Source organism: Halorubrum ruber, from assembly GCF_018228765.1.
Lineage (GTDB): Archaea > Halobacteriota > Halobacteria > Halobacteriales > Haloferacaceae > Halorubrum > Halorubrum ruber.
Window position 1 is genome coordinate 1,976,043 of the sequence record NZ_CP073695.1, and the last position, 24,627, is coordinate 2,000,669.

Here is a 24,627-nt window from a genome sequence, read left to right on the forward strand (position 1 = left end):
CTATATATACCGATGTGGCGACGTTGACGGGTCAAGCGAGACCTTCTCTGCACAGAGCCGAGCACCACAATTGAGACACACGACACGTCGACACCAATGAACGGAACCACGGGCGGACCAAGCACAGATCAGACGGCACGGAGCGGGAGAGAGACATGAGCGCCGAACCGGAGGGCGAGCGCCGCGAACAGGAGCAGACCGACGCGGAGACAGAGGCCCCGGCGACCACCGCGTCGGACGTCGAGACGCCGGCGATCGAGGACGCGCCGATCGGGTTCGACCAGCTGTTCGAGATCCTGAAAAACGAGCGCCGCCGGCGCGTGCTCGGGTACCTCATCGAGAGCGGCGAAGAGGTGACCCTGGACGAGCTGGCCGAGGCCATCGCCGCGCGCGAGACGGGGAAGGACGTGCGACAGATCACCTCACAGGAGCGCAAGCGGGTGTACGTCGGGCTCTACCAGTGTCACCTGCCGAAGATGCACGACTACGGCGCCATCTCGTACAACAAGCCGCGCGGCCGGATCGAGCCCGGCGAGCACACGCTCCTGTTCGAGCGGTACCTCTCGGTCGACGAGGGGCCCGACGACTCCGCGTGGACGCGCTACCACTCGACGCTGTCGCTCACCGCCACGCTCCTGCTCGTCGTCCCCGTCCTCGTCGGCGCGGTCACCTCGAACGCGCCGCTACTGATCGTGGCCGCGCTCCTCGTCGGCGGGCTGGTCGGCGTCTCGACGCTCCGGTTCCTGCGGTAGTTCGCGCGGCGCAGCGCTGTCGCCGCCCCGTCCGCGCTCCGAGAGCCACCGCTCCAGCTCTGTCTCGACTTCGACTCCCGCCCCCGACGCCGGGTAGGAGTCTCGTACTCCCGGTAATACGGTCCATAACTAACGCCCGTATGTGGGACACACGGGCATGGACGTGGACCGAACCGACAGCCGAGACCGGTGCCCGCGGCGATGAGCGCCGCCGACGCGGAGCGGCTGACGCCCGACGGGGTCTTCGAGCTGCTGAGCAACCACCGCCGCCGAATGGTGTTGTACTACCTCCGAACGCGCGGCGAGGCGGTCGGGATCCAGGAGCTCGCCACGGAGATCGCGTCGATGGAGAACGACGTCACGGCCGAGGAGCTGACCAGCCAGCAGCGCAAGCGCGTCTACGTCTCCCTCTACCAGACGCACCTCCCGAAGATGGCGGAGATGAACACCATCGAGTATGACAAGGACGCCGGCGAGGTCCGGCTGGCCGCCCGGGCCGACGACATCGACGACCACCTCACGACGGAGTCGGACCCGTCGTACCCGTGGCGGTTTCACTACCTCGTCCTCGCGGTCACGGGGACGGCCGCGCTGGCGCTGCTCACCGTGAACGCGCCGGGGTTCGGCGCGCTCCCGACGCCGATTCTGGCCGTCGGGATCGGCGTCGCGTTCGTCGGGTCGGCCGTCGGCCAGTACTGGCACGAGCGGACCGCGACCGAGGAGATCCCGGTCGAGCTGAGCCAGTACGACCGGTGAACCCCCGAGCGGCCCGGTAAGGGGAGGGCCGCGTGCGGCCCGGGTCGAGTAAGCACGCGGGTGCGCTCGATATGTGGCTTATTATTAACCGGTCGCCGTGTGATTCGAGGGTATGAGCCGGGTTTGCGAAGAGATCTGCGTGACCGTGACCGAGACCGTCTCCGACGCGCTCGGCGAGCCGGTGGACGCGCTCCCGCCGCTCTCCGAGTCGGTCGACACCGACGGGCTGGACGCGTTAGTGACGAGCGAGCACGCGCACGACGTGGCCGTCACGTTCTCGTACGCGGGGATGGCCGTCCTCGTGCGGGGCGACGCCACGGTGTACGTCCGACCGCAGCGCGACCCGATCACCGGGTCGCCGGACCGGCGCGTCTGAGGGTGGTGCTGAGGGCGGGTCAGGCCTCCCGGGAGCGGGCGCGGAATCCACAAGAATTACTACCGGGTTCGTCAGAGTTCAGGTAAGCCGATGACCGACGTAGACCGAGTCGCCGTCGAATCGAGCGCCGAGCGCGGTCGCGAACACCGCGATACCTACGACTGGACCGCGACGTCGCCGAGCGCCGGCGTCGTCGAGACCGTGGCGACCGCGACGGGCCGCGACCCGCTGGCGCTCCCGCAGCTGTACGACTCGGTCGAGACGGACGCGCTGGACTCGCTGGTCCGAGCCAGCGGCTGCGGCCTCTCGGTCACGTTCGGGTTCGCGGGCTGTGAGGTGACCGCCGAGAGCGACGGGACGGTCTCCGTCCGGCCGCTCGGCGCGGACGACGACGCGGAGCCGTAGGCGGGCCGAGCGCGGTCCCGAGTGCGTTCTCGTAGGACGCCCATAACGATAGGCTTCGTCGCTGTACACCGAGACCGGATGAACACTGACTCACGGGCTCCCGAATACGAGGTGTTCGAGGCGGCGATCGTCAGCGACGACGGGGCGGCGACCGAGTGTACGATCTTCCCGAGAGACGCCGGCGAGGACGAGCGGACGACCGCGTGGATCACCGCCCGCGAGGGCGCGTACTGCTCGGCGGCCTCGATGCGCTGACCGGCCGGACCGGAGGTCGACGCGAGCGGCGCGCCGCCCGGGTGAGCGGTCGCTCCGGGCGGCGTTCTTTTTGATGACAGCGAGGAGCGGCGAGCGGGTGGGCGGCGCGTCCGCGACGGATCCGAGCGCCGGAGCCCGGTCGGCGGAAGGAGACCAACGGCTCGATCGCACGGGACGGGCAGTCCGACGACACGGTGCGACCGATCCGGCGATGTGGGACGAAACTGCCCCGGTATCAGGCTCCTACCGCTCGGAACGGGCTGATTACTCAAGTTACTACGGCTTAACGAGTACGTATGGAAAGCTCCATCACGGAAGCCGACAAGCAGCGCATCGCGACGTTCGTGGCCACGCCGAAGTACGATCGCGACCCGGAGATGCTGGTCCCGAGCGAGGAGTAACGTCTCCGTAGGACGGAACGCGACGGAGTACGGTCAGGAAAACGTGCCGACCCGCTCGCCGTCGACGAGGATCCGGTCGTTGCCGGTGACCTCGACGACGTGGTCCGGCGTCTCGAACTGGAGCCGCCACGAGTCGCTGTCGTGGGCCACGAGGTCGCGGATCGCGTCGGTCGGGACGTGGTCCTCCAAACAGACGTCGAGTTCGTCGGGCTCCACCGACTCGGCGTCGGCGATAGCTCGCGCGATCTGTTCTGGGAGGGCTCGCGCCATTGGCAAAAGTTGCTCGCCGGTCGTAAAAAAGGCTGTCCGTATCGATCGCCGTCAGTCCGCTGGCTCCGGGCCGAGCCGCCACGCGAAGATGGCCTTCAAAACGACGACGAGGCTGTTCGTCTCGCCGGCGCCCCAGATGGCGGTCTCCGACCGGGGGTCCGTCGGGGACGCGTCCGCGCCGTTGACGAGTACGCTCGCGAGCGTCTCCCGGCCGTCCACCAGCATGATCCGCCCCGCCGGAGTATCCGACCAGAGCCACAGCGACTCGAACATCGTCGCCCCGGGGATGTCGTCCTGGATGCGCGCCTGTACCTCCGGGGAGACGCCGCCGAGCTTGATCGTGACGCCGCGCTCCGCGGCCGCGCTCAGCGCGTCGATCACCTTGTCGGTGAGGAGGTCCTCGACGGTCATGTAGACGACCTCATCCTCGGCGTCCGCGAGGAACTCGACGACCCGTCCGGTGACCGCCTGCTGGCCCGTGACCGTCCACACGCCCTGCTGTTCGGTCCGGTGGCCCGCGGGCTCGAGTTCGCCAAGCGCCGTCCGCAGGAGCTCGGTCCGGTGTCGGAGCTCGTGTTCGAAGGTCCGGCCCGCGGTCTCGGCGGACGTCGCCCGGAACTCCTTGGGCGACGACTGGAGGACGTCGACGAGCCCCCGGTCGCGCAGCTCGTCGATCGCGTCGTACACGCGGGTACGCGGCACCGTCGACGCCTGGCTCACCTCCCGTGCCGTCCCCGACTCCAGACTCGAAAGCGCGACGAACGTCCGGGCGGCGTACTCGCTCAGCCCGAACTGCTCCAGCTGTTCGACGGCGACGGCGCGAGGGTCGTCGGCGGGGTCGTCGTTCATCGGTGTGGTCGAGCGCGAAAGACAGTCCGGCCACCCTCTGACGGCGTGGCCGGAACGGCACGCGGCAGCGCGGTGGTTGGGACACAGAGCTGATCCGCGTGCGATCGAACGGTCGATTCCCACGGGCTTATTCCTTGTGTGATTAACCGGGTTACATAGTTGGCGGGTCAGGCGACGGGCCGCCCCTCCGGGAAGCTTCTCTGACACTTCGAGCTCTCGAATTTTCTCAGACTCAGGTACGTCTCAAAAAGACGCGAAATACCTCGATGCCCCGGGAGGGAGTTCGGGCCACTGTGTGATCGAAAGAATAACAGTGTGTCCTTCTTTGGTCAGGCTGTTACGCAAAAAGTCAAAAAAGATTTTTCACCCGGTTTCGGCGTTACTCGCAGAGTAACAATACCTATCCGTTCCGGGGGACAATCATCGTCTGAATCTCGGGACGCGCTCCCGAGAGGTTGGGACACATGGACACATCAGAAAACGTGGCGGAGGCGGTCGAGATCCTTCAACAGCTCGGCCTGAAGGAGTACGAAGCGCGGTGTTTCGTGGGACTGACCCGGCTCGAGACGGGGACCGCGAAGAAGCTCAGCGAGATCACCGAGGTCCCCCGGACCCGCGTGTACGACGCGATACGCGTCCTCGAGGCGCAGGGGTTAGTCGAGATCCAGCACTCGAGCCCCCAGCGGTTCCGCGCGGTCCCGCTCGAAGAAGCGACGGAGACCCTCCGCGACCAGTACGAGGACCGCGTCGAGCGGCTCCGCGGCGCCCTCGACACGGTCGACCTCGCCGACGAGGACGATTCCAAGCCCGCCCAGCAGATCTGGGCGATAACCGGGAGCGACGCGATCGAGAACCGGACGGGCCAGCTCATCGAGAAGGCGACCGAGGAGATCGTGTTGGTCCTCGGCGACGAGTCGCTGCTCACGGACGAGCTCGTCGAGACGCTCAACGGCGTCGACGGCGACACCGACCTGATAATCGGCGCGCTGACCGAGCCGCTCCAGGACGAGATCCGCGCGGCCGTGCCGGACGCCACGACGTTCGTCTCCGGGCTGGAGTGGCTGCGCGGCACCGACCCGGTCGACGACGAGACGGCGGTCGGGCGGCTCCTCCTGGCCGACCGCTCGACGCTGCTCGTGAGTTCGATCCTCCGACAGAGCGGCCGGGAACAGGCGATCTACGGCGAGGGGTTCGGCAACGGCCTCGTCGTGATCTCGCGCCGGCTGATGGCGCAGGGGCTGATTCCCGGCCGCGACCCGAAACCCTGAGTCGCGGCTCGGCACGCCGTCGCGAGCGACCTGTTAGCGGTACTCGCCAGTGACCTCGCGATCGAGACGCGCTTTTCGGCGACGAGGAGGCCCGGAGCACGGTCCACGAAGGACGGGTCGGGGGCGAATCGCACGGTAGGACACGCATACTAAACCGGCCGTCGTCGCCCTACTGGAACGTATCTATATGACAGGTCGGCGTCTCCCCGAACCGGACGCAGTCGCGACGAGCTTCTCGGCGGACCGCTCCGTCCCCCACCTTCCCACGGACGTCGACGGCGTCCGATTCAGCCGATGAGACGGCTGCTGCGGTGGCTCAAGCGGGCGCTCTCCCCGTCCGGCAGTCTCTCGTCGCGCACGGTGACGAACGGCATCTGGACCGCAGTCACCAACGCCAGCGGACAGCTCCTCCAGATCACGTTGCTCGTCGTCCTCGCCCGTCTCCTCTCGCCGGCGGACTTCGGGCTGTACGGGATCGCGACGCTCACGCTCACCGCCCTCCAGCGGTTCTCGCGGCTCGGCTTCGACACGGCGCTCATCCAGCGACAGGAGGAGAACGTCGACCCCTACCTCGACACCGTGTTCACCCTCCAGATCCTCCGCGGGGCCCTCATCGCCGGGATCACGATCGTCGGCGCTCCCCTCATCGCGACCTTCTTCGCGGAGCCGCGCGCGACGGCGATTCTGCGGGCGATCGCTCTCGTAATGCTGTTACAGGCGCTGTACAACCCGGGGGCGGTCTACTTCGAGAAGGACCTGAAGTTCCACAAGGAGTTCGCGATGTCGTTCAGCGGCGCCGCCTCCCGGTTCGTCGTCGCCGTCGGCTACGCCCTCGTCACCCCGAGCGTGTGGGCGCTCGTCGCCGGGGCGGTCGTCGGCAACCTCGTCCAACTGGTGGCGTCGTACGTCATCCACGACTACCGCCCGTGGCCCCGGTTCGACCGCGACCGCGCCGCGATGCTGATAAACTACGGGAAGTGGATATTCGGAGAGTCGGTGATATCCTTCTTTTACACCGACGGCGACGACATCTTCGTCGGGCGACTTCTCGGCTCCGCCAGCCTCGGCCTGTATCAGGTCGCCTATCGGCTGTCGAACGCGCCGGCGACCGAGATCGCACACACCATCTCCCGCGTGTCGATGCCCGCGTACTCGAAGATCCAAGACGACGAGGCCGCCCTTCGGGAGGGATTCCACCGGGTCCTCCAGTTCTCCTCGCTGGCGTCGATCCCGATGGGCGTCGGGATCGCCGTCGTCGCACCCGTCTTCGTCCCGACCTTCCTCGGCGACGGATGGGGGGCGATGGTCGCGCCAATGCAGGTACTCGCGGTCTTCGGCGTCCTCCGCTCGGTCCGGACCTGCGCGTCGCCGCTGTTCCGCGCGCTCGGCCAGCCCGACTACAACGCGAAGATCCACGCGATCCGGCTGGTTCTCATGGTGGTCACGATCTATCCGCTGACACAGGCGTACGGGCTCGTCGGGACGGCGCTGTCGGTCCTGGTAACGAGCGTCGTCGGCATCCCGATCGCGACGGTGCTCGTGCTCCGGCTTATCGACGACGATCTGCGTTCGCTCGTCGCGGTCGTGGCGGTGCCGGTCGCGGGGAGCCTGCTCATGGGCGCCTGTGCGCTCGCCGTCCGGCGGGCCGTCACCGCGACGACCGGGCCGGCCGTTTCGTTCGTCGCCACGGTGCTCACCGGAATCGCGGTGTACGGGCTCTTCCTGCTCGCTGCCGAGCGGCGGTACGAGATCGGGCTTCAGGCGTTGCTCGGTCAATTCAGACGGAGCCTCTGATGGGGAGCCCGCACGAGGGGTGAGCGCCGCCGCGTAGCCGCCGACTTACCGGCGGCGACCCGAGAAACGGCACCCGGACATGGAGGACTTCCGCGACGGGCTTCGCGACGGCGGCGGCGGCGGCGGGCCGCGGACGGAGCAAGCGGCGTCGCGGGCCGCCGACTCCGAGTCCCGAGAGCGACGGCGAACCGAGCCCGAGGCCGGCGCGCGACGCGGCGACTCCGCGGCCGGCGACGCCGCCGGGTCAAGCGCGTTCCGACCGTAGCGACCCGAAACGTCTTTTCGCCCCGCGGAGAAGCCGCGGTATGTTCGGAACCAGCGGCGTGCGCGGACGCGTCGGCGAGGCGGTCACGGCCGACCTCGCGCTCGACGTGGGGCGCGCGCTCGCGACGGACTGCGCGGAGACGGTCGTGCTCGGTCGCGACGCGCGAGACAGCGGCCGGATGCTCACGCGGGCGCTCACGGCGGGGCTCACCGAGTGCGGGGCGGACGTGATCGACGTCGGGGTCGAGGCCACGCCCACCGTGGCCCGCGCCGTCGCCCGCGAGGGCGCCGACGCCGGCGCCGTCGTCACCGCCTCGCACAACCCGGCGCCCGACAACGGGATCAAGCTGTGGCGGAGCGACGGGCGGGCGTTCGGCGAGGACGCGAACGCGCGGATCACCGAGATCGTCGAGACGGAGGCGTTCGCGCTCGCCGGCCACGACGGGATCGGCGCGGTCGAGGAGCGGGACGTGGTCGCCGGGGGCGACGCCCGACGGCTCCACGAGCGCGCCCTCCGCGAGAGCGTGCCACTCCCGGACGACCTGTCGGTCGTCGTCGACCTCGGCAACGGCGTCGGGCGCGTCACCGCCGACGCGCTTCACGCCGCCGGCTGCGACGTGGAGACGCTTAACGGCCAGCGCGACGGCCGGTTCCCGGGCCGGCCCAGCGAGCCGACCGCGGCGAACTGCGAGACGGCCTGCGAGGTGGTCGCGGCGACCGACGCCGACCTCGGGGTCGTCCACGACGGCGACGCCGACCGGATGATGGCGGTCGACGAGCGCGGGCGGTTCGTCGCCGGCGACGCGCTGCTCGCGCTGTTCGGCCGCCGCGCGGCCGACGCGGGCGACCGCGTGGCGGTCCCCGTTGATACCAGCCTGCTCGTCGCCGACGCGCTCGCGGAGGTCGGCGCCGAGGTGACGTACACGCCCGTCGGCGACGCGTACGTGGCCGCGGAGGCGGCGAAGCCGGGCGTCGCCTTCGGCGGCGAGCCCAGCGGCGCGTGGATCTGGCCCGAGCGGACCCTCTGTCCGGACGGCCCGCTCGCGGCCTGCGTGCTGACCGCGCTCGTCGGCGCGGAGGGGTCGCTCGCCGCGCTCGTCGACGCCCTTCCCTCCTACCCGATCCGCAGAGATTCGGTGCGGACGGAGTACAAAGGGGAAATCGTCGACCGCGTCGGCGAGGTCGCGGCCGCCGAGTACGACGACGTGTCGACGCTCGACGGCGTCCGGGTCGAGACGGACGCCGGCTGGTTCCTCGTGCGCGCGAGCGGCACCGAGCCGCTGGTGCGGATCACGGCCGAGGCGCGCGACGAGGCCGACGCGGACGCGCTGTTCGAGACGGCGCGCGACCTCGTGGAGCGGGCCGCCGCGGACGCGTCTTAGGCGGATCGGTCCGACTCGTCGTGGCGTCGCTCGACGCGCTCCGCGACCCAGTCGAGAACCGAGAACAGGACGTCGAGGTGGTGGTCGCCGAGCGGTGACGGTTCGACGCCGTTCGCGTCCGACGGCGGGTGGAAGTGGGTCCTCGGCGCGTCGGTCTTCGGGTGGCGGCCCCAGCGGCACTGGAAGCGAGACGCTCCCCGCTCTTCGACGTAATGAAAGTAGTAGTCGCCCGTCACGAACCAGTGGACGTCAATCCGGGCGGCGTCGACCGCGGACGGATACGCGGTCGCGTCCAGCGTGAGCACCAGCGACCGGGGAGCGATCCGGTCCGGCTCGAACCGCCAGGACTCGACCAGCGGGTCTGTCGCCGCCCGGCGCCCGATCGTTTCCATCGTCGTCCGGTCGAGCCGACCGCTGTCTGCCGCGGTCTCGGCGTCGTCACCGTCCGACATGTGGCTCGGGAGGCCTCAGGCCGACCCGCGGAGGTCGGTCCCGTCGCGCCCGCGCGCCTCGGCCCGCGAGACGGCCCGCTGGAGGAGTTCGATGTCGTGCCGCACCGTGCGCCACCGCGACAGCGACTCCAGCCGGTCGTGGACCGCCGCGTGGTCGCCGCCTTCGACCGGCGCGACCGAGACGGCGTCCGGGTCGGGAACGCCGAACGACTCCTGGAGGTCGGCGTCCTCGGCGAGGAGGTCGTCTAAGCGCTCACGGAGCGCCGCTGCGGTGTGGTCGTCGGCCAGCGTCTCGACGCGCTTCCACTCGAAGTACGACTCGTTGCGGCGGTACTCGGCGGGACGACTCCCGCGCCGGTCGACGATCCCCAGCTCGGCCAGCTGAGTGAGCGCGTTTCGCGCGCCGTCGGGCGAACAGTCCGCGCGCTCGGCGATCTCGCTCGCCGACGCGTGTTCGGTCACGCCGGTCATCACGTCGTACACCCGCTGAAACGTGGTCCGGTCGCGTTTCCATCGACGCCGGGCCTCGCGGTCCTGATCCGACGACGAGTCGGCGGCGGTGTCGTTCGACATACCGTCTAGTCGCGGTGTAAGAGACATATATCTTTGGTAGCAGAGATATAACGTCCAATACTACGTATTCGATCCCGGCGACCGCACCGACCGCAGCGGCTAAACCCCGCCCCGCCGTCGGCCCGTCCATGTACGGAGTCGTGCTCGCGGCCGGCCGCGGGACTCGGATGCGACCGCTGACGGACCGCCGCCCGAAACCCCTCCTCCCGGTCGGAGACCGCTCGCTGCTGGAACAGGTGTTCGACGCCGCCCGCGACGTCGTCGACGAGTTCGTCGTCGTGACGGGCTACCGCGGCGACGCGATCCGCGATAGCATAGGCGAGTCGTACCGCGACCGCCCGGTCCACTACGTCGAACAGGCGGAGGCGCTGGGGACCGCCCACGCCGTGGCGCAGGCGGAACCGGTCGTCGACGACGATTTCCTCGTGCTCAACGGCGACGTCGTCGTAGACGCCTCGCTCCCGCGCGCGCTCGCCGACGCGGGCGCGCCGGCCGTGGCGGCCACCGAGGTCGACGACCCGCGGGCGTACGGCGTGCTCTCGACTGCCGCCGACGGCTCGCTCGCGGGGATCGTCGAGAAGCCCGCCGACCCGCCGACGAACCTCGCGAACGTCGGCTGCTACGCGTTCGAGCCGGAGGTGTTCGAGTACATCGAGCGCACGCCCGAAAGCGAGCGCAGCGAGTATGAGATCACGACGACGATCGACCTGCTGCTTGGCGACGGCCGCCGGATCGACGTGGCGCGGTACGACGGGACCTGGCTCGACGTCGGCCGGCCGTGGGAGCTGCTGGAGGCGAACGAGCTGGCGCTCGCGGAGCTCGACGACGAGCGCGACCTCGCCGGTACCGTCGAGGAGGATGTCCACCTCCACGGGCCGGTCGTCGTCGAGGCGGGCGCGCGAGTCCGTTCGGGTGCCTATATCGAGGGCCCGGCGCTGATCCGCGAGGGCGCCGACGTGGGGCCGAACGCCTACGTCCGCGGGGCGACCGTCGTGGGGCCCGGGGCCCACGTCGGTCACTCGGTCGAGGTGAAGAACTCGGTGCTGATGGCGGACGCCTCGGTCGGCCACCTCTCGTACGTCGGCGACTCGGTGCTGGGCCGCGCGGTGAACTTCGGGGCAGGGACGAACGTCGCAAACCTCCGGCACGACGGCGAAAACGTCCGGCAGACGGTGAAGGGCGACCGCGTCGACACCGGGCGTCGGAAGCTGGGCGCGATCGTCGGCGACGAGGCGAAGACGGGGATCAACACGTCGCTGAACGCCGGCGTCGTACTGGGCGCCGGAGAGACAACCGGGCCGGGCGAGGCGCTGACGCGCGACCGGCTCTCGGAGTAGCGCGCTGGCGACACAAGAAGGGGCTCACTCCTCTCCCCGCGCGTACCGCTCGAAGACCTCGGCGACCGCGTCGGCCGACTCCTTGAGCCGCTCCGTGTATGCCGGGCGGTCCCACGTCGGCGGCACGAACTCGAGGGATTCGAGGGCGCCGTCCGCGGCGCCCGGAGCCGCGTGCGTGAGGTTCGTTTCGGCGTCGAGCGGCCGCGCCGTCCCGTCGGCGCCGTCGGGGGCGTACGAGGCCGCGGCGACGTCGATCGACTCCATCGTCTCGTGGGTGTCGAGGCCGTCGGTCCAGAGGTCGCCCAGCCGACGCCGACGGCTCGGGTCGGCGACGTTAAGCAGCCCCCAGGGGAGCCGGAGCTCGATCGCGTCGCTCGACGGCGCGACGTGGACGTCCGCGAGCGAGTCGTACGCGGGCGACTCGGGGTTCCCGTTGCCGTAGCGCAGCTCCCCCGTCTCCACCGACTCGAAGGGGACGTACTCGTCCGTCACCGGGACGGTGTACCCGCGGTTGATCACCAGCCGGAGCGGGGTAAAGTCACCAGGGATGGGGTTTCGGTATCGGTCGAGGTCGAGGCCGGCCTCGGCGCCGTACTCGTACGCGAAGGCGTCGTACCGGGGGTGAACCGTCACCCGAGAGGTGTCGGGGCCGCCGAGGCGGACGATGAAGTCGGCGGGCGCCGCCGCGTCGACCCCGTACGGGAGCGCCCGTGCGCCGGCGTCGGTGGTCCCGATCGCCAGGAGGTAGTTCGTCGCGTCCCAGTCCGGTTCGCCGTCGAGGCCCGCGAGTTCGAGCCGGACGTTGAGGTACGCCGCGTCGCTCGTCACGCGGACCGCCGTCAGCTCGCGCGCCGCGTCGGCGCCGTCGCCGAGCCGGACGGGCTCGCGCTCAGCCGTCGCGGCGGTCGCGTCCGCCCACGCCTCGGGCGACCCGTCGAGCGGCACCGCGTCGGCCGGGTCGAACGCGAGGAGCCCGAACCGCTGTTCCGGCGTCTGGACGTTCGACCAGAACGGGCGGCGGTTCGGGTCCGAGAAGGGGGCAAGGTTCCACGTCCGCTTGAACCACTCGTCGTGCCAGCTGAACACGACCCCACCAGCGGTCCCGGCCTCGCGGATGTCCGCGTACATCGCGGCGATGATCTCCCCCTGCTCGGTCTCGGTGTGTCCGCCTTGGTCGCGGCCGTGGACGTCGCGCTGGGCGATCCCGCGGGAGGCAGGGACGCCGAACTCCGCGACGAGCAGCGGGTGGTCGGTCGCGTCGACGAGGTCGTTCAGGTAGCCGGCGTAGCTGTTCGGCTCGCCGCGGTGGTCGACGTAGTCGACGTACTCCGGCGTCTCGTTCAACAGCGGCGGGTAGTACGGGTAGACGTGGTAGGCGGCGAACGTCCCGGCGTCGTAGGCGTCGGTCGCGACGACCGCGTCCGGATCGACGGAGACCGCATCCTCGTTGACGAACGGCTCGTACGGGTGCTCCAGCGGGTCGGTGGTCACCCAGTTGGTGAACGCCGCGGGCCGTTGCGCGCCGTACTCGCTCGCCTCGTACGCGACCGCGGCGTCGAGGCGGCCCGCGAGCCATGCCTCGAACGGGGAGCCGTCGGGCGCGGCGAGGAACTTTCCGTCGTAGCCGGTCGCCTCGTTCACCCGGTCCGTCTCCGCGACGACCGCCGGCGGCCACTCGATGCCGACGACGTAGCCGAGGACGGCGTCGCTCACGTCGGCGTCGTAGGTCCCGCTCGCGTACCCGGGTTCCGGCTCGACCGTCGTCGCGCCGTGGACGGCGTCGACGACCTGTCGCACCGAGCGGTCGAAGGCGGCCGACAGCGCCGTCGCGTCCCCCGCCTCGCGGAGCGTCTCCTCGCCGATCCAGTTGCCGTGGAGGACGTAGATCGGATCCGCGTGCGAGCGGTTGTACGCCGCGAGCGCCCGGTAGAACGCGGGCGGATGGACGGTGTACACGCGGACCACGTTGACGTTCAGCTCGCCCATCAGCCGTAGCCAGCGGTCGTACTCCGCGCGGGTGATCGCCGCCTCGCCCGGAAACCGCCCGGGCTTGGCCATTCCGAGGTTCACGCCGCGGACTGCGATCGGCTCGAAGCCGCCGTCGTCGACTGCGACCTCGAAGCCCTCGTCGGCGACGCGAAAACGGCGGGAAGGGTCCGCGCCGGGACCGTCGCCCCTTGACCCGTCGGCGTCGCCGCGGAAGCCGCAGCCGGCAGTGCCGACCGCTCCCGCGACCCCGACGCGACCCAGAAACCGGCGTCTGCGCACAGCCTCACGTACGGGAGGAGATGGTTAAGCCTGCTTCTCCGACGGAGCGAGGGGCAAGCGAAACTCGCGTTTTTATCCGACGGCCGCCCCTTACCGTCGGTAACGGCCAGTTTACTCACCATGTCACCCGACACGCCCCCCTCTGACCCCTTCAAGAGCCTGCTCGAGTTGACCGCGACCGACCTCTCGGCCGAAGAGCGCATTCGGAAGGCGATCGACGTCGGCCAAGAGCACCTCGGCGTGGACAACGGCGTGCTCTCGTACACCGGCGACGGCCGGTACGAGGTCGTCGAAACAAACATCCAGAGCGGTCCCTACGCGCAGGGCGGCGTCGTCGACCTCGACGGGACGTGGTGCCGCCACGTCGTCGAGAGCAGCGAGACGGTCGGGTTCGCCGACGCGCGCGACAGCGAGTACCGCGACGACGACGCGCTCGGGATCACCGGCCTCCACTGCTACGTGGGCGCTGTCATCGACATTGACGGCGAGACGTACGGGACGCTCTGTTTCTCCGACGAGGAGCCGCGCGACGACCCGATCACGGACGCGGAGCGCGACTTCGTTTCGGTGCTCGCCGAGTGGGTTGGCAGCGAGCTCGAGCGGCAGAAACACTACGCCGAGCTGCGCGAGCAGAACGAGCGGCTCGACGAGTTCGCTGGTATCGTCGCCCACGACCTCCGGAACCCGCTGTCGGGGGCCATCGGGTTCACGGAGCTCGCGCAGGAGCACGTCGGCGGGCAGGCGGCCGACTTCCTCGACCGCGTTCAGGGGGCGCTCGGTCGCATGGAGTCGATGATCGCCGAGTGTCTGATGCTGGCGAAGGAGGGGACGGACGTGGGCGAGCGCACGCAGGTGGACCTCGACGGAGTCGTCCGCGACGCGTGGGACACGGTCCGGACGCGGAACGCGACGCTGTCGGTCGAGGTCGCCGCTGGGACGACCGTCCTCGCCGACGAGGCGCGGCTCCGGCGGCTCTTCGAGAACCTGTTTCGCAACTGCGTCGAACACGGCGGCCCGGACGTGGCGGTGACGGTCACCGGCGACGCGCACGGCTTCGCCGTCAGCGACGACGGGCCGGGGCTCCCCGCGGACGTCGAACACGCGCTCACCGCGGCCGACACGGAGAACATCAAGTCGTTCGGACTCGGCCTGTTGGTCGTCCAGCGCGTGATATCGGGCCACGGCTGGGACCTCGCCGTCGACACCGGCGACGAGGGAACCCGCTTCGCTGTGAGCGACGTCAACGCCGCGGAGCCGGTCCACGAGGCGCTGGCCGGGGACTGAGCGCCCGCGGACTGAGCGGCCGGGGACTACTCGGCGGGATCGGCCGTGTCGACCACCCAGACGAACCCCTGGTTGCCGGCGCCGGTCGCGGCGTCGGTGGTCCACACGAAGCCGCCGTCGCCCGCGCCGAGCGTCGGGTCGGTCGTCCAGACGAAGCCGCCGTCGCCGAGCCCCTCCGAGAAGTCCGTTGTCGCGGCGAGCCGGACGCTCCCGTCGGCGGCGGTCGCGAGGACGTAGCCGCCCTCGCCCGCGCCGAGCGCGGGGTCGGTCACCCAGACGAACCCCCCGTCGCCGGCTGGGAAGTCGGTGGTCCAGACGAAGCCCCCCTCGCCGACGCCGACGGCCAGGTCCGCGACGGACGCGAGCATCCCGGGCTGGCCGTCGCTCGCGATACGGTCGAGCCACCGGAGGCCGTCGGTTCCGGGCTCGTCGGCGAGCCAGTCCACCCAGACGAAGCCGCCGTCGTCCGCGTCCTCGCGGTTGTCCGTGGCCGCGGCGGCCGCGGGCGCTGCCTCGACTGTGCCGCCGGCCGCAGCGGTTTCAGTCGCCGCGTCACCGAACCCGCGCCGCTCCATGACGCCCCACGACTGCTCGCCGCGGAGGAACTCGATTAGCCCGTGCCAGGCGACGACCGTCTTCCACTGGCGGTAGCCGAAGTTCTCTAAGACGCCGTACCAGAGCAGCCTGGCAGCGTCCTGCGGCGACTCGTAGCGGTTGTAGCTCCACACCTCGCTGAACACACCGAACCACGAGAGGAACACCCCGACACCCACCGTGAGCAACAGGAAGGTGAGAAAGAACTCTATGTTGAGGATGCCGAGGTACCAGCCGAGCGGGAGCAGCACGTAGCCGAACCCCTCAATGAGCGGGCCGATCGCCTCCGCGGCGGTGAAGAAGGGGAGCACGACCGTGCCGACGCGGCCGTAGCGCCGGCGGAAGAAGAGGCCGCGGCTGGCGATCACTGTCTCCAGCATGCCGCGGTACCAGCGGCGCCGCTGGCGACCCAGCGACCGGAGCGACTCCGGCACCTCCGTCCACGCGACGGGCTCTGGGACGAACTCGATCCGGTAGTCGATGTCGTTGTCCGAGAGGTACTCGTGGAGCCGGACGACCACGTCGAAGTCCTCCGTGATCGTGTCGTGGCGGTAGCCCCCGATCTCCCGGACGCGGTCGGTCCGGAACACGCCGAACGCACCGGAGATGAGGATCAGCCCCTTGAGCCGGGCGAGCCCGAGCCGCCCGGAGTAAAAGGCCCGCAGGTATTCCATCACCTGGACGCCGGCAAGGCCGGTCTTCGGCAGTTTGGTCTCTTTTACTTGGCCGTCTTGGACGACGCAGTCGTTGGCCACCCGGATGGTCCCGCCGCTGGCGACCGTCCGCGAGGGCTCCTCGAGGAACGGCGCGACGACGTCGAGCAGCGCGTCGCGGTCGATCACGGTGTCAGCGTCGACCGCGCAGAACAGCTCCTGGTCGGTGAGCCAGACCCCGGCGTTGAGCGCGTCGCTTTTGCCGCCGTTCTCCTTGTCGACGACCAGCAGGTTCTCGTGGGTCGCCGAGCGGTACACCCCGCGGATCGGTTCCGAGGGCACGTCGTATGGCACCTCGGCGTCGACGGGCCGCAACCCGAACGCCTCTTCGAGCCGGTCGAGGGTGGCGTCCGACGAGCCGTCGTTGACGACGACGATCTCCTGGTCGGGATAGTTGAGCGCCAGCATCGAGCGCACGCTCTCGACGATGTTCGCCGCCTCGTTGTACGCCGGCACGACCATCGCGACGCCCGGATAAAACGGGCTGTCGAACGCGCGGAACGACGGGTTCCACCCCGACTCGCGGACGTTGTCGCGGAGCTGGAACAGCGCGAGCACGTGGATCAGCAGGTAGCCGACGTTGATCAGCAGGTAGTACGTGACGATGAACACGCCCGACCCGACGACGAGCGTCGTCCCGACGCTCTCCAGCGTCGTCATCCGCGCACCTCGTCGCGGAGCCGGTCCCGGTCGCGGGAGATGTCTCGCGCGAGGCGGTCGAAGCGGGTGTGTTCGGCCGCCCAGTCCCACGCGACGTCGAAGGGCGGCACAGCGGGGGCGGGCGTCTCCGGGTCGGGAGCGGACGGATCAGCGACCGCATCAGCCGACTGGTCCCCCGCCACGCCGGCGGAGTGCTGCGGCGGGTCGCTCGGCGCTGGCACGGCGTCCGGGCCGCGCTGGGCGACCAGCGTCTCGGCCGCGGCGACCTGCGCGCGCGGATCCGGATCGACCGTCCCGGCCGCCTCGATTGCCCCGAGCGCCGTCGCGTCGCCCCAGACCCCGAGCGCGCGATACGCGTCGGCGCGGACCGCCGGCGCCGGCTCGTCGGGGATCGCGTCGAGGTCGATCGCGTCGCGGAGCCGACGGTTCCAGCCGTACGCGCCCAGCGCCCGCCACGCGGCCGCCCGCACGCTCGGATCCGCGCTCGACAGCGCCGCGACGACCCACGAGAGGTCGGCGCCGCCAACCACGGTTGTGAGATGGCGGACGACGAGCAGCGCCTGCCGCTGGAGTGCCGGCGGCCACGTCGGGAAGTCGGCGGCCGCCCGCTCGAAGAACGGGCTCGGGTTGCCCTCGGCGACGCGGTACAGCGTGTCGACGCCGAACACCGAGAACGGGTCGGGGTCGTCACGGAGCAGGAGGTCGACGCCAGTTGTCGCGCAGTCGTCCGTCCTGGCCGCGTACAGCACCCGGGCGGCAGCGGCGCGCTCGCGTGGCGTCTCGGTACAGTGCGCTCGAAGCAGGTCGCGGTCAGGGGCGTCGCGGAGCAGCGTGAGCCAGACGAGGGCGTGGCTGCGGTCCCAGTAGTCGCCGGCCGCGATCTCACGGCGGGCCCGCTCATTGATTCCGAGCGCGCGGCCGAGCCCGGCCAGTTTCTCGGCGTCGCGGCCGTCGAGCTCGCGGAGATACACGTCGAGGACGGATTCGAGCTCGTCGCGTTCGGCCGCCGAGAGGCCGGTAACCCATGCGTCCCAAGCCGGCTCGTCGCGCCCGTAAAGCCGGTCGAGCAGTTCGCCGCGGAGCGCGGCGCGCATCGGCTCCCGTCGCCGGCGTCGGCGAGCCGCGAGGACCGAGTAGCCGAGGGTCACGAGCCCCGCCGCGAGCAACAGCGAACCGAGCACGAGGACGCCGATGGTGAGTACCCGCGACTGAGAGCCGGCGAGTGGACCGTAGAGGGACGCGACCACGGTCGAAGGCGCGAACAGCACTCTTACCTCCCGACCAGTCGGTCGATGCGGGCCAGCAGCTCGTTCGGGCTGAACGGCTTCGTGAGGTACTCGTCGGCCCCGGAGTCGAGCCCCGCTAACACGTCGGCCTCCTGGCCGCGCGAAGTGAGCATCACGACGGGCACGTCGGGGTCGACCGCGAGCTCGCCGCGCCGGATCGTCCGCAGCACCTGGGTCCCTTTCATCCGTGGCATCATCACGTCGAGGACGACGACATCCGGGGCCGCGCCGTTCTCGTTTAGCGCCTGCCGGCACTCCTCGCCGTCGTGACACACCGTCAGCTCGTAGCCCGCGTTCGACAGCTTGTACTGGAGGATCGACCGGATCGTCTCGTCGTCGTCCGCGATGACGGCCGATTTCGACACACAGAGTATAGACACGTTACTCTACTTGACTCTTCTCCAACGGTACGGTATCGCGCGAACGATTTAACACCCGGACGGGCGAGGTGTACGATATGGCTACCGACTCCGTGACCGCGGTGATCCTCGCCGCGGGCGAGGGCCGACGGTTGGCGCCGCTGACGAACCGACGGCCCAAGCCGATGGTCCCCGTGGCGAACCGCCCCCTGCTCGAACACGTCGTCGAGGCCGTCACGGCGACCGACATCGACCGGATCGTCCTCGTCGTCGGCTACGAGCAGGAGCGCATCCGGAACCACTTCGGCGACGGCGACGACTGGGACGTGACGATCGAGTACGTCGAACAGACCACCCAGCTCGGTACCGGCCACGCCGTCCTCCAAGCCGAACCGGTCGTCGACGGCCCCTTCGTCGTGCTCAACGGCGACCGGATCGTGGACGCGTCGATCGTCTCGCAGATGCGCGACCGGGCGCGCGACGACGACCTCCCCGCGATGGCGGTCACGACCGCGGCGAACCCCCGCCAGTACGGCGTCGTCACCCTCGACGGCGACCGCGTGACCGGCATCGACGAGAAGCCGGAGGGCCCCGTCGAGACGAACCAGATCAACGCCGGTGTGTACGCCTTTTCGCCGGCCGTCTTCGACGCGATCCGCGAGACGCACGCGACCGGAGAGTTAGCGATCACGGCGACGCTCAACGATCTCGCCGGTGACGAGTCGCTGTCGGCGGTCCGGTATGACGGTCGCTGGCTCGACGTGTCGAACCTCTGGGACCTGCTCACCGTCAACGCGGGGCTGGTCGACGAGGCCACGGCGGCCGAGACCGTGGGCGCCAGCTTGGGTGCGTCAGTGACCGTCGCCGACGACGTGGCGCTCGCTGGCAACGTGCGCGTCGGGCCGAACGTCACGCTCGGCGGCAGCACCGCGATCGGGAGTAACGCGACGGTCGAGGCGGGCGCAGTCGTCGAGAACGCCGTGGTCTTCCCCGACGCCGTGATCGGCGCCGGGGCCGTGGTCCGGGACGCGATCGTCGCCGGCAACGCGCGGGTGGGGCCGAACGCGACGATCGCGGGCGAACCGGCGACGATCGTCGTCGGCGACGCGGTCCACCACAACGTGGAACTCGCGGGCGTGGTCGGGGACAACGCGACCGTCGGCGCCGGCGCGACGCTCACGGACGGCGCGGTCGTCGGCGACGACGTCAACGCCGACGCGGGAGTCGTGATCGACGACCGCGTTGAATCGGGCGCGGTCGTGCGGAGGGGGTAACCATGTGTGGGATTACCGGCTACATCGGTGACGGGATCGTACTGGACGACGGTGACGCGGACGGCGGCGAGGGCACCGCGAGCGACGGCGGGACCGCCGGCGTCGGCGACATCGTCCACGAGGGGCTCCGTAATCTGGAATACCGCGGCTACGACTCGGCGGGCGTCGCGCTCGTCGGCGAGACGAGCGGGCTCACCGTCGCGAAGCGGTCGGGCGAGGTCGACAACCTCACCGTCCCCGACGTGCCCGACGCGGCGCTCGGCGTCGGCCACACGCGCTGGAGCACCCACGGCCCGCCGACGGACGCCAACGCCCACCCGCACACCGACTGCGTCGGCGACGTTGCGGTCGTCCACAACGGGATCGTCGAGAACCACGAGACGCTCAAGCAAGAACTGGCCGACCACGAGTTCACGAGCGACACCGACACCGAGGTCATCCCGCACCTGATCGAGGAGGAACTCGCGACCGACCCCGGACTGGGCCTGCTCGACGCGGTCCGGAGCGTCGAGGACCGCTTGGAAGGGAGCTACGCGATCTGTGCGGTCCGCGAGGGCGACGACCGGATCGTCGTCGCGCGCCGCGGAAGCCCGCTCGTGTTAGGTCGCGACGACGACGCGACGTTCGTCGCCAGCGACGTGACGGCCTTCCTCGAACACACCCGCGACGTGACGTATCTCGAGGACGGCGACGTGGCGGCGCTGTCGGCCGAGGGTGTCGAGATTTACGCCGACGGCGACCTCGTCGACCGCGGCGTCGAAACGGTGACGTGGGAGGCCGACGCCGCTGAGAAGGGGGGCTACGAACACTACATGCGCAAGGAGATCCACGAGCAGCCCGAGGCCTTGCGTCAGACCATCGCGGGGCGGCTCGACGTCGACGGCGGCGACGTCGATCTGGACGTCTCCTTCCCGCCGGGCTTCCTCGCGGACCTCGAAGAGATCCAGATCGTCGCCTGCGGCACCTCCAACTACGCGGGGCGGTACGCCGCGCAGTTGTTCGAGGAGCTGTCGGGAGTGCGCGCGACCGTCGAGATCGCCAGCGAGTACGAGTTCGGCGCGGGGCGCAGTCCGGACCGGACGCTCGTCGTCGCGGTGACGCAGAGCGGCGAGACCGCCGACACGCTCGGCGCGGTCCGGCGCGCCAACGCCGCCGGCGCGCGGACGTTCGCCGTGACGAACACCCTCGGCAGCACCGTCACGCGCGAGGTCGACGACACCGCGTTCATCCGCGCCGGCCCCGAGATCGGTGTCGCGGCGACGAAGACGTTCGCCTCGCAGGTGGCGACGCTGACGATGCTCGCGGTGGCGATCGGCCGCGAACGCGGCGCGCTGGCCGCGGCCGACGCGCGGCCCGTCCTGGAGGGGCTCCGCGACCTCCCCGGCGCGGTCCAGCAGGTGCTCGACGCCGAGCCGAAGGTCCGCGAGGCCGCCAACGAGTACGGCGACAGCGAGGCGTTCTTTTTCGTTGGGCGGCAGCTTGGCGTTCCGGTGGCGCTGGAGGGCGCGCTGAAGCTCAAGGAGATCTCCTACGACCACGCTGAGGGATTCGCAGCGGGCGAGCTGAAACACGGACCGCTCGCTTTAGTGACGCCCGACACGCCCGTGTTAGCCGTCCTGACCGACGGGTCGCGCGCCGACGAGACGATGAACAACGTCACCGAGGCACAGACGCGCGGCGCGCCCGCCATCGGCTGTGTGTCCGCCGGTGAGGAGTACGCCACGCTGGACGTGTCGCTGCCGGTTCCGGACGTGGGTCTCGTCGAGCCGCTGGTTGCGAACGTCTACCTCCAGCTGTTCGCGTACCACGTGGCGAACGACAAGGGCCGGTCGATCGACAAACCGCGCAATCTGGCGAAAAGCGTGACCGTGGAGTGAGGCCGCGGTCGGCCACAAACAGACGGGAGAACCGTGGTCCGTTGCGGAGCGAGAGGATCGATTCTCTACGGCCTTTTACTAGCGCCGTGGACTGCTTCCGGACCTACGAAAGCCTCTCATTCGGCGACGCGACTATCGCTGTGTACATGAAGCGAGAGGGGATCGAATACCTCTACTCGTTTGACGACGACTTCGACGCGGTTCAGGGTATCACTCGGCCGGAGACGGCGGACGACTCCTGTCGCTGAAGCAGTCTCGACCGGTACCGCTCGGGGGATCGTCTCAAACTCACTCAGCGCTCCTCCCCTCATCCAGTTCCGTCCGCAGTTCTGTTGCCGCGCGCTCGAACTGATCGGTAAGATACTGCGTTCCCGAAGCCGCCCGCTCTTCGAGGAAGGAAACGGCGTCCGTGACCGCATTGGCCTTACGGTCGGTGGCCACGACACACGCAACATAGCCGTCGAGCGCGCGGGAGAACGCCTGCGAAAAGTGGTCGTACGCGCCGTCGACGCGATCCATGTTGTCGTCGAGCGACTCGACGAGCGCTCGGTACACCCCGGCCGCCGCCGCGTTTCGGCCTTCCTCGCGGTACTCATTCGCAAGGTTGAACCACTCCGCAAAGTCGATCGGCTCAAAGACGACGTAGTAGTCGGGATTCGTCTCCTCGAACCGCCGGTCGATAGCGGCGCGTAGCTCGTCGACCGACCGGGTTACCGGTTCGCCAAACCGGGCGAAGAACCGCTCGCGGAGGGTGACGTCGGTCGCCAGGACATCGCGGAGGAACGCTCGGAGGTCGTCGGGCTCTGTGCCATCAAGCGCGGCGTCGAGTCGGTCGCCCTCATCGAGCGGAACGTCCTCGACACAGCGGAGCAACACCGCGACGACGTGCTTACACGCGCCTGGGCCGTCGTACGGACAGCCACACCACGAGTCGAACCCCTCGGTGGCGAGATCGACGCGAACGTCGTACTGGCGACTCCCGCTCACGATAGCGGTCACAGTGTCGTCGACGCGGTGAATCTCGCGGATACGGCCCTCGGCGAGATAGGTCTCTCCGCGCTCGAAGACCGCGTCCGTACAGATCTCTCGAACCGCCTCCTCAGTCACGTCCATGGTCGCAAGTAGCGTTCCATCGCTACTTCGAAAAATTTGCGCTTAGATCGACAGAAGTCGCCCGAGCCAGCGCCGTGTTTGTCACTTCCCTTCGGCGACCAGCTGTTCCGTCCGACCCAAGTGAATGTCCCTCCCAACAGCGATTATGATCGAAATAATATTATCGTATACATAATAATTGACAGGGAAACGGAGATCGAGAGGCTCACGTCACACCTCTCTCGAGAAGAACGACAGCTCCTCGTTGTCTATGGACGGCGGCGAGTCGGGAAGACAACGCTAGTGACGACAGCGCTTGAGGAACTGGACATCGAGTCGGTTTACGCGCTCTTTTCGCGGTCGGGATTCACCGACGAACTCCGTACAACCGCCGCCGATCGGTCCGATTCATCCCTCTACGGGCTCGACGAACTCACAGATCTGTTCGAACGCACTCAGTGATGGTCACACCCCTGTATGCTCTCGTTGATGGCCTCACCGCCCACACTCCGTATCGAGCAACCCGAGGAAGCATTTGTATGCGGGGCTGTCTCCTCTCTGCTCGCTGCCGTTGGTCGCTCGCGGAGGAGAGAGACTTAGCGCCTCAATTCAGCGGATCGAACCAATCTCGTGAAAGAGATATCGGAGCTGCCTGTGATGGCAGTCACCAAGTCAGCCCTTCGTACGTGATTCCGTCCCGGCGCTCAATGATTCGCCGTCCGTCGACGACAATCGGGGTTGCCATCGCGTCGAATTCCTCGTCGAGCGCGGCGAACTCGTCCCAGTCGGTGACGACGACCGCCGCGTCGGCGCCGTCGAGTGCCGCCGCGGCCGAGTCGGCGTAGGTCACGTCGTCGACGTAGTTGGGGGCGTTGTCGGCCGCGACCGGGTCGTAGGCGATAATAGTCGCGCCGCGCGCCTGGAGATCCTTGATCACCGGAATTGCCCGCGAGTTTCGCATATCGTCGGTGCCGGGCTTGAACGCAAGGCCGAGCACGGCGACGATGGCGCCGTCGACCCCACCGTCACGGTGGGCGTCGAGGTGGTCGGCCAGCATCGCGACCAGCCGCGCCGGCTGGCGGTCGTTGACCTCGACGGCCGCGTTCAACATCGCCGGGTCGTAGCCGGCCGCCTGTGCCGCAGAGATAATTGCGCGTACGTCTTTCGGAAAACAACTCCCGCCCCAGCCGACGCCGCTCTGGAGGAACTGTGCGCCGATGCGGTCGTCGAGGCCGATCGCGTCCGCGACCTCGTAGGCGTCGACGCCGAGCGCCTTACAGATGTTCCCGATGTCGTTGATCAGGCTGATCTTCGCCGCGAGGAAGGCGTTGTTAGCGTACTTTATCATCTCGGCGGTGCGCGTGTCCGTCTCCACGACGGGCGCGGCGGCGGCCGCGATCAGCGCCTCGAACACATCGCGCATGTCCGCGAGCGCGCGGTCGTCGTCCGCGCCGAGGACGACCTTGTCCGGATTGAGGAAATCGTGGACCGCCGTGCCCTCGCGAAGGAATTCTGGATTCATCCCGATGCCGAAGTCCTCGCCGGCAGTCTTCCCGCTCTCCCGTTCGAGGATGGGAGTGATCGTGTCCGCCGTCGAGCCGGGCACGACCGTGCTCTTGACGACGACCGTGTGCCAGTCGAGTTTGTTGGCGAGCGTCGCGCCGAGCTGGCTCGCGCCGGCTTCCATGACCGAGAGGTCGATGCTACCGTCGTCGTTCTGTGGGGTGGGAAGACAGAGGAAGGTGACGTCGGTGTCGAGGACGGCGTCGTAGTCTGTGGTGGCCCGAAGCCGGCCAGTTCCCTCGGGCCCGGCGTGGGCGGCGATGAGTTCGGCGAGTCCCTCCTCGTGGATCGGCGCGTCGCCGGCGTTGATCGTTTCGACGACCGACTCATCGATGTCGATGTTGACGACGTCGTGACCGAGGTCGGCGAAACAGGCCGCGACGGTCGTGCCGACGTAGCCGCTGCCGACGATAGAGAGGTTCATCTACTCTACTATTCAGAGGTACTCAATAAGAAATGCTTGATTAATGGGAGCAATACCAGACTATTGGACTGGGTAGCCGGGAACATATATCCACAAAAG

At 69.2% G+C, this 24,627-nt stretch carries 25 protein-coding genes; 15 read left to right on the forward strand and 10 right to left on the reverse strand.

Features of this window, described 5'->3' with window-relative positions:
* The first annotated feature begins 155 nt into the window (after positions 1 to 155).
* The 5 genes from J7656_RS09765 to J7656_RS09785 all read left to right on the forward strand — a co-directional run bounded on the left by J7656_RS09765 (position 156) and on the right by J7656_RS09785 (position 2,544).
* The gene (locus J7656_RS09765; RefSeq protein WP_017343064.1) at positions 156 to 752 is read left to right on the forward strand and encodes a DUF7344 domain-containing protein; all 597 of its coding nucleotides are present in this window, start codon (positions 156 to 158) and stop codon (positions 750 to 752) included.
* 201 nt (positions 753 to 953) lie between these two features.
* Positions 954 to 1,508, forward strand: coding sequence for a DUF7344 domain-containing protein (locus tag J7656_RS09770; RefSeq protein ID WP_044965628.1), 555 nt, complete (start codon positions 954 to 956; stop codon positions 1,506 to 1,508).
* 112 nt (positions 1,509 to 1,620) lie between these two features.
* Entirely contained in the window at positions 1,621 to 1,884 is a 264-nt protein-coding gene (locus J7656_RS09775; protein WP_017343062.1) for a HalOD1 output domain-containing protein, read from the forward strand.
* 90 nt (positions 1,885 to 1,974) lie between these two features.
* A complete protein-coding gene (locus J7656_RS09780) occupies positions 1,975 to 2,289 on the forward strand; it encodes a HalOD1 output domain-containing protein (protein WP_017343061.1) in 315 nt (104 codons plus the stop codon).
* Between the two features lie 78 nt (positions 2,290 to 2,367).
* Positions 2,368 to 2,544, forward strand: coding sequence for a DUF7511 domain-containing protein (locus J7656_RS09785; RefSeq protein ID WP_017343060.1), 177 nt, complete (start codon positions 2,368 to 2,370; stop codon positions 2,542 to 2,544).
* A gap of 434 nt (positions 2,545 to 2,978) precedes the next feature.
* Here J7656_RS09785 and J7656_RS09790 read toward each other — a convergent pair whose 3' ends face one another.
* Together J7656_RS09790 and J7656_RS09795 are read right to left on the reverse strand one after the other, a co-directional pair.
* Entirely contained in the window at positions 2,979 to 3,215 is a 237-nt protein-coding gene (locus tag J7656_RS09790) for a HalOD1 output domain-containing protein (protein ID WP_017343058.1), read from the reverse strand.
* Between the two features lie 51 nt (positions 3,216 to 3,266).
* Complete coding sequence (locus J7656_RS09795) at positions 3,267 to 4,064, reverse strand: TrmB family transcriptional regulator (protein ID WP_017343057.1); 798 nt, start codon at positions 4,062 to 4,064, stop codon at positions 3,267 to 3,269.
* A gap of 464 nt (positions 4,065 to 4,528) precedes the next feature.
* Here J7656_RS09795 and J7656_RS09800 point away from each other — a divergent pair, with 464 nt between their 5' ends.
* The 4 genes from J7656_RS09800 (at position 4,529) to glmM (ending at position 8,772) form a co-directional block, all read left to right on the forward strand.
* Positions 4,529 to 5,332: a TrmB family transcriptional regulator gene (locus J7656_RS09800; RefSeq protein ID WP_026046204.1), complete on the forward strand. Its 804-nt coding sequence runs from the start codon at positions 4,529 to 4,531 to the stop codon at positions 5,330 to 5,332.
* Positions 5,333 to 5,626: 294 nt separating this feature from the next.
* Positions 5,627 to 7,126 (forward strand): lipopolysaccharide biosynthesis protein, encoded by a 1,500-nt coding sequence (locus J7656_RS09805; protein ID WP_017343055.1) that lies wholly within the window; start codon positions 5,627 to 5,629, stop codon positions 7,124 to 7,126.
* A gap of 79 nt (positions 7,127 to 7,205) precedes the next feature.
* Positions 7,206 to 7,391, forward strand: coding sequence for a hypothetical protein (locus J7656_RS09810; RefSeq protein ID WP_017343054.1), 186 nt, complete (start codon positions 7,206 to 7,208; stop codon positions 7,389 to 7,391).
* A 40-nt stretch (positions 7,392 to 7,431) separates the two neighbouring features.
* Positions 7,432 to 8,772 (forward strand): phosphoglucosamine mutase, encoded by a 1,341-nt coding sequence (glmM, locus tag J7656_RS09815; RefSeq protein WP_017343053.1) that lies wholly within the window; start codon positions 7,432 to 7,434, stop codon positions 8,770 to 8,772.
* Here glmM and J7656_RS09820 read toward each other — a convergent pair.
* Both J7656_RS09820 and J7656_RS09825 read right to left on the reverse strand, forming a co-directional pair.
* Positions 8,769 to 9,224, reverse strand: a complete 456-nt coding sequence (locus J7656_RS09820) for a toxin-antitoxin system TumE family protein (protein ID WP_017343052.1) — start codon at positions 9,222 to 9,224, stop codon at positions 8,769 to 8,771. The genes glmM and J7656_RS09820 overlap by 4 nt on opposite strands.
* Before the next feature lie 15 nt (positions 9,225 to 9,239).
* Positions 9,240 to 9,797 carry a DUF7342 family protein gene (locus J7656_RS09825; protein WP_017343051.1) on the reverse strand — a complete coding sequence of 186 codons (558 nt, stop codon included), beginning with the start codon at positions 9,795 to 9,797 and terminating at the stop codon, positions 9,240 to 9,242.
* A 128-nt stretch (positions 9,798 to 9,925) separates the two neighbouring features.
* Between J7656_RS09825 and glmU the strand changes: the two genes are divergently transcribed.
* Positions 9,926 to 11,134, forward strand: a complete 1,209-nt coding sequence (gene glmU, locus J7656_RS09830; RefSeq protein WP_017343050.1) for a bifunctional sugar-1-phosphate nucleotidylyltransferase/acetyltransferase — start codon at positions 9,926 to 9,928, stop codon at positions 11,132 to 11,134.
* A gap of 24 nt (positions 11,135 to 11,158) precedes the next feature.
* Here the strand turns inward: glmU and J7656_RS09835 are convergent, their stop codons facing one another.
* The gene (locus J7656_RS09835; protein ID WP_211553183.1) at positions 11,159 to 13,402 is read right to left on the reverse strand and encodes a hypothetical protein; all 2,244 of its coding nucleotides are present in this window, start codon (positions 13,400 to 13,402) and stop codon (positions 11,159 to 11,161) included.
* A 120-nt stretch (positions 13,403 to 13,522) separates the two neighbouring features.
* On the opposite strand from J7656_RS09835, the gene J7656_RS09840 reads away from it, so the two are divergent.
* A complete protein-coding gene (locus J7656_RS09840; RefSeq protein ID WP_249191450.1) occupies positions 13,523 to 14,686 on the forward strand; it encodes a sensor histidine kinase in 1,164 nt (387 codons plus the stop codon).
* 26 nt (positions 14,687 to 14,712) lie between these two features.
* Here the strand turns inward: J7656_RS09840 and J7656_RS09845 are convergent, their stop codons facing one another.
* From J7656_RS09845 to J7656_RS09855, 3 genes are all read right to left on the reverse strand, one after another.
* Positions 14,713 to 16,653, reverse strand: a complete 1,941-nt coding sequence (locus J7656_RS09845; RefSeq protein WP_211553184.1) for a glycosyltransferase family 2 protein — start codon at positions 16,651 to 16,653, stop codon at positions 14,713 to 14,715.
* Positions 16,650 to 17,747 (reverse strand): HEAT repeat domain-containing protein, encoded by a 1,098-nt coding sequence (locus J7656_RS09850; RefSeq protein ID WP_044965623.1) that lies wholly within the window; start codon positions 17,745 to 17,747, stop codon positions 16,650 to 16,652. Before J7656_RS09850 ends, J7656_RS09845 begins: the two co-directional genes overlap by 4 nt.
* A 176-nt stretch (positions 17,748 to 17,923) precedes the next feature.
* Positions 17,924 to 18,304 carry a response regulator transcription factor gene (locus tag J7656_RS09855; RefSeq protein ID WP_211553185.1) on the reverse strand — a complete coding sequence of 127 codons (381 nt, stop codon included), beginning with the start codon at positions 18,302 to 18,304 and terminating at the stop codon, positions 17,924 to 17,926.
* A 92-nt stretch (positions 18,305 to 18,396) separates the two neighbouring features.
* Between J7656_RS09855 and J7656_RS09860 the strand changes: the two genes are divergently transcribed.
* From J7656_RS09860 to J7656_RS15000, 3 genes are all read left to right on the forward strand, one after another.
* Complete coding sequence (locus tag J7656_RS09860; protein ID WP_017343044.1) at positions 18,397 to 19,572, forward strand: sugar phosphate nucleotidyltransferase; 1,176 nt, start codon at positions 18,397 to 18,399, stop codon at positions 19,570 to 19,572.
* 2 nt (positions 19,573 to 19,574) lie between these two features.
* A complete protein-coding gene (gene glmS / locus J7656_RS09865) occupies positions 19,575 to 21,449 on the forward strand; it encodes a glutamine--fructose-6-phosphate transaminase (isomerizing) (RefSeq protein WP_211553186.1) in 1,875 nt (624 codons plus the stop codon).
* 86 nt (positions 21,450 to 21,535) lie between these two features.
* Positions 21,536 to 21,697: a PIN domain-containing protein gene (locus J7656_RS15000; RefSeq protein ID WP_017343042.1), complete on the forward strand. Its 162-nt coding sequence runs from the start codon at positions 21,536 to 21,538 to the stop codon at positions 21,695 to 21,697.
* Positions 21,698 to 21,737: 40 nt separating this feature from the next.
* Here the strand turns inward: J7656_RS15000 and J7656_RS09875 are convergent, their stop codons facing one another.
* Positions 21,738 to 22,562 carry an SWIM zinc finger family protein gene (locus tag J7656_RS09875; RefSeq protein WP_211553188.1) on the reverse strand — a complete coding sequence of 275 codons (825 nt, stop codon included), beginning with the start codon at positions 22,560 to 22,562 and terminating at the stop codon, positions 21,738 to 21,740.
* 78 nt (positions 22,563 to 22,640) lie between these two features.
* Between J7656_RS09875 and J7656_RS15005 the strand changes: the two genes are divergently transcribed.
* A complete protein-coding gene (locus tag J7656_RS15005; protein WP_249191451.1) occupies positions 22,641 to 23,003 on the forward strand; it encodes an ATP-binding protein in 363 nt (120 codons plus the stop codon).
* A gap of 202 nt (positions 23,004 to 23,205) precedes the next feature.
* Here J7656_RS15005 and aglM read toward each other — a convergent pair whose 3' ends face one another.
* Positions 23,206 to 24,528: a UDP-glucose 6-dehydrogenase AglM gene (gene aglM / locus J7656_RS09885; RefSeq protein ID WP_211553189.1), complete on the reverse strand. Its 1,323-nt coding sequence runs from the start codon at positions 24,526 to 24,528 to the stop codon at positions 23,206 to 23,208.
* Positions 24,529 to 24,627: the final 99 nt, after the last annotated feature.